The sequence below is a fragment of the Kitasatospora sp. NPDC034023 genome (assembly GCF_055575795.1).
Genome location: NZ_JBVIRY010000086.1, coordinates 1 through 7,689, shown reverse-complemented (window position 1 = coordinate 7,689; position 7,689 = coordinate 1). Strand labels below are relative to the sequence as shown.

Below are 7,689 nucleotides of genomic sequence, written 5' to 3'. Positions count from 1 at the left end.
GTCACCCGCTCCCGCCTCGGACGCCTCACCCGCCAGGGCTTCCTCACCCAACCCGGACGAGGCATCTACCAGAAACGGACTTAACGTCCTCTCAGACGAAGATCGCCCACAGCATCCGCAGATCCGGGCAGAGCCATTTGCCCGGATCCTCATCAGCGGTCCATCTTCGCTGTCACGAACGGTCGTTGGTCCACCTTCGATGGCAATCGGTCCGGGTCCGCTGTCACGGGACAGTTCGGGGTGCAACGCGGGGGTGCAACGCGGTGTTGCGCTGGGGTGCGACATGGGGGCGTGTTGCGGGTCTGATCAGGGGCTGTGTGGCCGGGAGAGGCCTGGGGTGGGCGTGTTGCAGTGCCGTGTTGCACGGCCCTGGGCGGTCTGCCGGCCTCGGCGGCTCCTGACCTGTGACAGCGAAGCCGGGACGGTTGTCACCGAAGTCGGGAACGGCGCCGGTTTTTGACAGTGAAGTTGGGAAGCGCTGGTGCACGCGGCGCGCCGGGGCCGACGACCGATCGGTGGCCTCGTGGATCCGCGCTGTCGAGTACGGGCTCAAGCGGACGGCGTGACTGGGGGCCGCAGGCCGAGCCACTGCTCGGCGTCCCATGCGTGGTACCGCTCTACCGAGGTGCACCCCAGCTTCGCCGCGAGGTGCATCGAGCCGACGTTGGCGGTCTGGGTGGTGAGTACCACCGGCTCGCCGGGAAGGACGCCGTCGAACCAGTCGAGTGCCGCTGCGCACGCCTCGGCGGCGTACCCGAACCCCCACGTCCGCGGCAGGAACAGGTAGCCGAGATCGGCCTTCCCCGCGACAGCCGGGCGGTAACGCTCCGGAGCAGGATCTGGCCGATCATCGCCCCGTCGAGATCGACGACGAAACTCCCGGGCCACCGCTTGGGCACCCCGGGCAGCTCGCGCTCGAGCTCGTCACACGGCCGGGGCCGAGGTAGGTATGCACCTCCGGCGACGCCAGCAACTCGATGAACGCCGCACGGTCCCGCACCTCGGGCTCGCGGAGCACGAGCCGCTCGGTCCTGATCGGGGCCGGCGGCCAGGCAACGGGTCCGAGTTCAGCCATGGCGGGCAACCTATCGCACGCCCACCGAGCAGGAGCTTCAGACGACCGAGAGCGGCAGCCGCTCCTGACCGGCATCGGTCGACGAGAGCGACCAGTCCCAACTCCGATGTCACAAACCAGCGTTGTCCCAACTTCGGTGACAACCGTCGCCTCCCGCTGGCTGGGCCCGGTGGAACACCCCCCTGCTTCCCGGCTCGCCGCAGAATCCAGAATGATCCGTTCCGCATGCGCTGACGAATAGTGCACCGGTTTTTGTCCCACGCCGAACGCCGACTGCGGTGCAGACCGGGCAGCACGCGAGTGTAGCGGTGGCCCGCACGAGGCGGTTCAGCGCGCTCAGTGGGCGTGCGCCGGCGCGGCGATGAACCGCTCGAGGGCCTGGGCGACGCCGTCCTCGTCGTTGGAGGCTGTACGACACGCGCGGCCCGTAGGACGTCCGGGTGGGCGTTGGTCATGGCGTAGGGCGCGCCGACCGCATTGAGCATGGGGAGGTCGTTGGGCATGTCGCCGAAGGCGGCGATCTCGTCGGCGGTAATGCCGAGCCGGCTGCTCCACGCGAGGAGTGTGGCGGCCTTGGTGACGCCGGGCGCGCTGAACTCCACCAGCGACAAACCCGTGGAGTGGGTCGTCTCGGCACTGCCGCCGGCACTGCGTCGCGCCTGCTCGTAGAAGACGTCGAGGGGCAGTGTGGGGTGGTGGGCGAGGAGCTTGAGTACATGGCGGCCCGGCGCCGGCGTGAGCAGGTCCTCGGCGGGACCGATCAGCTCGACGGCCTCTTCGCCGAACGACCAGTTGGGGTAGTCAGGTTCGTGGCCGTATACCGTCTCGTATTCCACGGCGAAGGAGACGCCGGGCACGGCATCGCGCAGTCGCGTCACGAGTTCGGTCGCCGTGTCGGACCGTATTGGGGAGATGTGGATCGTGGCCGCGTCCGGCGCGTACAGTGCGGCGCCGTTGGCGGCGATGACGTAGTGCCGTCCGATGGTCTCCAGCAGGGCGGGAACGCACCGTGGTGGGCGGCCGGTGACGAGGGCGATGCGGATGCCGGCCTTGCTCGCCGCGGTCAGGGCGGCCCGGGTGCGCTGGGACAGGCTGCCGTCGCTGTGTAGGAGTGTGCCGTCGAGGTCGGTCGCCACCAGCTTCGGCCGGGGATGCGGCGGGGAGGCTGGAGTCGGCGTTGGCGTCGTTGTCATGGTGCACTTTCCGGACCGGGGGCGGGCTGGTCGCGTGGGCCGGGCGCCGGGCCGTACGGGGCTGGGCGTGGCGCCGCATGGGTCTTTGGGCCTGGTGGCGGAGGATGCGCTCAGTCGGTGTGGCAGGGGCGGCGGGCGAGGAGGTCGGCCGTGGTGAGCAGGGCGAGCAGGACCGCGGTGAACCAGGTCATCGCGGTGGTCATGGTGGTGTAGCGGGTGGCGATGCCGATGGCGATGGCGGGCAGGGCGAGGCCGAGGTAGGAGATGAGGAAGAGGCTGGCGAGGGCTTCGCCGCGTTTGGCCGGGGTGGCCATGGCGACGACGGTGCCGACGGCGGATTTGAACAGGACTCCGGCGCCGATGCCGGCCGTGATGCCGGCCACCAGGAACAGGGTGAGGCTGGCGGTGTGCATGCCGACGGCGAGTGCGGTCGCCCCGGTGGCCTGGGCGTACAGGCCGATGTTCCTGCGCAGTGTGGCGTCGAGGCGGCTGGTGAGGGTCTGGGCCGCGGCGGAGGCGCCGAACACGGCGAACACGGTCAGTCCGGCCAGTGCGCGGGAGGGGTGGTGCAGGGTGTGGCCGACGAATCCGGGGGCCAGCGAGGTGAACAGGCCGAAGACCGCGAAGGACGCGAAGCCCGCGGCCGCGGCGGCCAGGTATCCGGCGGGGTCACCGTGGTCGGTGCTGATGCGCTGCGGCCGGTAGGCGGGCCTGACGGACTGCACCTGGACCGTTTCGGGGGTGAGCGCGACCGCGGCGATGCTGATCAGCAGCAGGGCGCCGAAGACGAGGTAGGGCAGGCGCAGGGGGGCGCCGAGGTACTGGGCGAGGAGGCCGGCGATGAGCGGGCCGAAGCCGAGGCCGCCGATGTTGGCCGCGGTGGAGACGATCTCGAAGCGCTGCGGCGAGGCGTCGGGGCGGTGTGCTCTGTGCAGTTCGTGCAGGTGCGCGGTGGCGGTCGCGGTGAGCATGCCGACACCGAGGCCGGTGACCAGCCGTGCGAGGAGAAGGAGCGGCAGGGATGGCTGGGTGAGGAACAGTGCGGCGGCGGCCAGTTCGAGGGTCAGCGCCGTGATCAGAACCTTGCGTCGGCCGACCCAGTCCGAGATGTGCCCGGCCAGCAGCAGGCTGGCCAGGACGCCGAGGGCGTAGACGGCGAACACCATGGTGACGGTGAAGGTGGAGAAGCCGTCGCGTGCCTGGTAGAGGGGGTACAGCGGCGTCGGGACGGTGGAGAACGCCATGGCCGTGACGAACGCCGAGGCGATCAGCCAGAACCCGGCCCCGTGCCTGCGGGCCGAGTGCCGGGCGGCGATCTGCTGGCCGGGTGCCCGGCGAACGAGCCGGGGGGCGGACAACGACATGGGGGTGCTCCGTTTTCGTGAGTGCTCCGAGTGGTGACGGTGGCCGGCCGGCGTCGCCTGGGACCGACGCCGGCCGTGAAACTCAAGTCGCTGAAGGACGGGTTCGCCCGCCCCGGGCCGGACGGCCCGGGGCGGGCGAAGGGTTTCAGGCCAGCCGGCCGCGGGCCTCGGCCCACTTGACCTCGGCGCCGGCGCCCTCGGACCCGGTGGCCTCCGCCTGGGCGCGGGCCACGGACTCCATGACAGCGGCGTAGCCGGGGCTGACGCTCGCGTAGATGCCGCCCCAGGCGGCCCAGTCCTCGCGGGCCCAGGTCTTCTGCAGCTCGGCCGCCACACCCAGGACGTCGATGACCTTGACGCCCGCACGGCTAAGGCGCTCGATCGAGATCCGCTGTGCCTCGTCGGAGTAGGTGCCGGAGGCGTCGATGACGGCGTACACGTCGTATCCCTCGGCGAGGGCGGCCAGCGCGGGCTCGACGACGCAGACACTGGTCATGATGCCGGCGACGAGGAGGGTGCGGCGGCCGGTCTGCGCGACGGCGCTGCGGAAGCCCTCCACGTCCCAGGCGTTGATCTCACCGTGACGCTGGATGTAGGTCGCCTGGGGGGCGTTGTCGAAGACCTCGGGGATCAGCGGGCCGTTCGGGCCCTCGGGGACCGACGCGGTGGCGATCACCGGGGCGCCGGCCAGGGTGGCGGCCTTGGCCAGAACAGCCACGTTGTTGCGCAGCTCGTGGATGTTGGTGTGGTTGACGATCTGCAGCAGACCGCTCTGGTGGTCCACCAGCAGAACCGCGGCGTCGGCGGGGTCGATGAGGCCGTTGTTCGACATGACGTCTCCTTGCTTAGGGCGGGCATCCGGCAACGGGCCGGAGGCCCTGGTGCACCGGCAGCTCCCTCGCTGCCGACGACCTCTTCAACCTCGTGCCACCGCCACCGCTTCCCATGTCGAGGAGATGGCTGAAGATGACGGTAATCTCTGTCAGAGATAGCCTGGAGTCAGCGGGCCCGGAGGGGATACGGAGGCGAAATGGATCTTCGACAGATGGAGGTCGTCGTCGCGGTCGCCGAGGAGGGCGGCTTCAGCGCGGCGGCACGACGCCTGCACGTGGTGCAGTCCGCGGTCTCCACCACGGTGCGAACCCTTGAGCGCGAGCTGGGCGCACCGCTCTTCCACCGGACCACCCACCGGGTATCCCTCACCCCGGCCGGCCAGGCGTTCCTCCCGGCCGCCCGCGCCGCACTGCGGGCAACCGAGGAAGCCCGCGCCGCCGTCGACCTCGTCAAAGGAGAGCTGACGGGAGAGATCACGATCGGCGTCATGCAGGGCCTCCACACGGGCCTCGCCCAGGCACTGGCCGCCTTCCGCCACCAGCACCCACAGGTAACGCTCAGGCTTCGCCAGGCACCGGCCGACGACATCCTGCAGGCACTGCGCGACGGCACCACGGACGTGGCCGTCGCGGCACTGGACCGCCCCCAGCAACGAGGACTGGCCACACGCGTGCTGAAGGAGGAGGAGATGGTCCTGATCACGGCACCGGGCCGCGCCATGGAAGGCGAGCGACCGGTCACCCTCGCCGAGGCCGCCGCCCTGCCACTGGTGGAATTCCCCGTCGGCTGGGCCATCCGGCACTCGGTCGACCGGGCCTTCCGCGCGGCCCTCGTCGACCGCACCGCCACCTTCGAGGTCAACGACATCCTGGCCGCCACCGACCTGGTCCGCCAGGACCTCGGCGTGTGCATCATGCCCACATCCCTGGCCGCCCGCTTCCCCGACCTCACGCCACACCACTTCACCCAACACGCACCCACCTGGAAGGTGATGGTGGTACACCCCCGAGGGCAGGTGTATCCAGCCGTCACCGCCCTGCTGCGTCACATCAAGTAGGCAGCGGCACGGCACCCGGCAGGCCGAACACGTCGGGCACGTCTCCGTAGATCCGCGAGCTTCCTCGGGAGACGCCGACGTTGCCCGCGACCGTGATCGCGGAACGGACCGGCCGCGCGGGATGACCATCCTTGCGCAGCGCCGCGCAACCGGCGCTGTGACGCTGTGACGACCTGCTGCACCCACCCGCGGCGCCGCGATTCACCCCGGGAAAACCACACCACCGGCTACGGCCACGACACCGCCGGACGCACCACCACCGTCACCGACCCGCTCGGCCGCACCGTCTCCTTCGGCTACGACGCCGACGGAAACCGCACCAAGGTCACCAACGCCCGCGGCCAGACCATCACCTCGACCGTCAACGGCGCCGGCCAGATCACCGCGGTCGCCTACTCCGACGGAACCCCCGGCGCCACGTACGACTACGACGCCACCGGGCACATCACCGGCGTCAGTGACGCCACCGGCTCCCGAACCCTGAAGTACGACGCGGCCGACCGCCTGACCAGAGTCACCGTCCCGGGCCTGGACCAGGACTTCGCCTACACCTACAACCCCGACGGCAACCTCACCGGCCGCACCTTCCCCGACAACACGTCCACCACCTACACCTACGACAAGGACCAGCACACCAGCGGCCAGGCCACCACCGGAAAGGCCGTCGCCTACACCTACGACCAAGCCGGCAACCTCCTCACCGCGACGACCCCCACGACCACCCCGGTCACCGAAACCCGGACCTACGACCGCGCCGGACGGCTGGCCACTACCAGCGACGCCAGCGGCACCAAGAACTACACGCTCGACGCCAACGGCCGCGTCACCACCGAGCAATACCAGGACACCGGTCCCAGCCCCCGCCCGGCGACCAGCTACAGCTACGACCTCGCCGGCCGCCTCACCAGTACCTGCACGGGCACCAGCCCGAGCGCCTGCACCCCGAACAGCACCACCAGCTACACCTGGGACAAGGCCGGCAACCAGCTCACCGCAACCGCCCCGAGCGGCGCGAAGACCACCAACACCTTCGACGCCGCCGACCAGCTCACCACCAGCACCACCGGCAACACCAGCACGAACTACCGGTACGACGCCGACGGCAACCGCACCGCAGACCCCTCCGGCACCTACAGCTACGACCCCGCAGGACGCCTGACCGGCGCCAGCCTCCCCACCGCAACGCTCGCCTTCACCTACGACGCCGACGGCAACCGGTCCACCACCACCAGGAACGGCACCGCCGACCGCACGACCCGCTGGGACATCAACGGCGTGTTCCCGCAGATCGCCACCGAGACCAACGCCACCGGCGCTCCGACCGCCACCTACCACACCGGCCCCGACGGACTGCCCCAGTCCATGGACACATCCGCCAGCAGCCTCTACTTCCAGCACGACCGCATCGGCTCCATCACCACCACGACCGACGCCACCGGCACCAACCAGGCCACCTACAGCTACGACAACCGCGGCAACCGCACCACCAGCGGCACCGCCGCCACACCCGCCCCATTCGGCTTCACCGGCCAGTACACCGACCCCAACCTCCCCGGCCAGATCAACCTGAGGGCCCGCCAGTACGACAGCGCGACCGGCACCTTCACCGCCCGCGACCCGCTGACCACCGGCACCGGCGCACCCCTCACCTCCGCCTACACCTACGCCAACGGCGACCCCACCAACCAGACCGACCCCTCCGGCGCCTGCCCCATGTGCATCAGCGCCCTCATCGGCGGCGTCGCCGGCGGCATCATCGGCGCTGGCGTCTATGCCTGGCAGCACCAGGGCAAGGACTTCAGCTGGACCGGCTTCGCCGCCGCCAGCGGCAAAGGCGCCCTGATCGGCGTCGGCGCCGGCCTCCTCGCCCCCATCGGCGGCACCGCCGCCACCGCCCTCGCCCTCGAAGGCACCGCCGCCACCTTCACCGCGGCTGGCGTCAACGCCGCAGTCGGCGCCGGCTACACCTGGCTCGTCAACACCGTCCAATGCCAGCCCACCACCCCGCAGGACCTCCTCCTCGGTGCCGCCGGAGGCGCCGGCGGCACCCTCTTGGGGACTATCACGATCTAGGCTCATACAAGATTTTCGTAGCCGGTGATCGCTTCAACTTACCTCTGGTATCGGCTGGTTGGCGGTGAGAGGCTGGCTGCGTGTGTTGTCGTG

General features: G+C 70.4%; 4 protein-coding genes and 2 pseudogenes. 2 read left to right on the top strand and 4 right to left on the bottom strand.

What is annotated here, in order from left to right:
• Positions 1–549: 549 nt before the first annotated feature.
• The 4 genes and pseudogenes from ACZ52R_RS43135 to ACZ52R_RS43120 form a co-directional block, all read right to left on the bottom strand.
• Positions 550–1,075 (bottom strand): annotated as a pseudogene (locus ACZ52R_RS43135) (GNAT family N-acetyltransferase).
• A gap of 464 nt (positions 1,076–1,539) precedes the next feature.
• Positions 1,540–2,268, bottom strand: a pseudogene (locus ACZ52R_RS43130) (HAD-IIB family hydrolase); the annotation flags it as partial.
• 110 nt (positions 2,269–2,378) lie between these two features.
• Entirely contained in the window at positions 2,379–3,632 is a 1,254-nt protein-coding gene (locus ACZ52R_RS43125; RefSeq protein WP_465755545.1) for an MFS transporter, read from the bottom strand.
• 145 nt (positions 3,633–3,777) lie between these two features.
• Positions 3,778–4,464 carry an isochorismatase family protein gene (locus tag ACZ52R_RS43120; protein WP_465755544.1) on the bottom strand — a complete coding sequence of 229 codons (687 nt, stop codon included), beginning with the start codon at positions 4,462–4,464 and terminating at the stop codon, positions 3,778–3,780.
• A gap of 198 nt (positions 4,465–4,662) precedes the next feature.
• On the opposite strand from ACZ52R_RS43120, the gene ACZ52R_RS43115 reads away from it, so the two are divergent.
• Together ACZ52R_RS43115 and ACZ52R_RS43110 are read left to right on the top strand one after the other, a co-directional pair.
• Positions 4,663–5,523 (top strand): LysR family transcriptional regulator, encoded by an 861-nt coding sequence (locus ACZ52R_RS43115; RefSeq protein WP_465626613.1) that lies wholly within the window; start codon positions 4,663–4,665, stop codon positions 5,521–5,523.
• 165 nt (positions 5,524–5,688) lie between these two features.
• Positions 5,689–7,596 carry an RHS repeat domain-containing protein gene (locus ACZ52R_RS43110; protein ID WP_465755543.1) on the top strand — a complete coding sequence of 636 codons (1,908 nt, stop codon included), beginning with the start codon at positions 5,689–5,691 and terminating at the stop codon, positions 7,594–7,596.
• Positions 7,597–7,689 lie beyond the last annotated feature (93 nt).